The 788-nt window shown below is 46.6% G+C and carries 1 protein-coding gene; it reads right to left on the bottom strand.

Annotated features, from left to right (window positions below; genetic code table 11):
• Nucleotides 1–9: 9 nt before the first annotated feature.
• Nucleotides 10–788, bottom strand: a 779-nt coding sequence (locus tag PVE40_RS12845; RefSeq protein ID WP_274732319.1) for an IS30 family transposase, incomplete at its 5' end; no start/stop codon positions are given.

Below are 788 nucleotides of genomic sequence, written 5' to 3'. Positions count from 1 at the left end.
TTTGATTTGTCAATTTAAGCTAGACAAAGTAGATTCGTCTAGGTAACTCAAAAACACTTCTAGTGGCGTCTGGTAATCTAAGGATTTCCGCGGAATCTTGTTTCGCTTGTTCGCAACTGAAGAGATAAAGGCTTGGTCCACTTGATTGAAGTCCATTTCTTTCGGCAACCCGTCTTTTCGCAGCAAGCCATTGGAGTTCTCATTCAGTGCCCGCTGTGAAGGCGTTCCGGGATCGGCGAAATAGATTGCGATGTCATGTTGGTTACATAACGCTTTCCAATTAGAGAATTCTTTTCCACAATCAAACGTAATGGATTTGAATAAATGCCTGGGAATCGCTTCAAACCACTTTTTCATCGTATGCTCGATGTCACTTGCCTTCCGCCCATCGGGCTTCAAGGTGATAATGACTTTGGAGAGGCGTTCGACCAATGTAATGACGGCACTCTTGTGGTGAACACCCACAATGGTATCGCCTTCGATATGGCCAAATTCTTCCTTGAATGCCGGATAATCGGTCTCCCTTTCAGCGATATTCCGCTTAAAAGCCTGTTTTCCCCGACGTTCCTGATGGCCGTTTGGTTTTCTGTTTCCCTTCATGGGCAAGGTTGTTTCATCAAACATCTTTTCCTTGAAGCGACGATAAAGCGTCCGCATGGAACAAGCAATCGGCATTTCTTTCCGACCGATGATGACATCGGGCGTCCATCCCTGTGCGACTTTTTCAGTGATGTAGACCTGTTGTTCCTCGGGCAGGACAACCTTGCGCCTTCCGCAACGCTGCTTGT

Source organism: Jeotgalibaca caeni (assembly GCF_028863945.1).
GTDB lineage: Bacteria > Bacillota > Bacilli > Lactobacillales > Aerococcaceae > Jeotgalibaca > Jeotgalibaca caeni.
The sequence above is the reverse complement of the archived record's forward strand: the minus strand, read 5'-3'. Positions and strand labels throughout refer to the sequence as shown.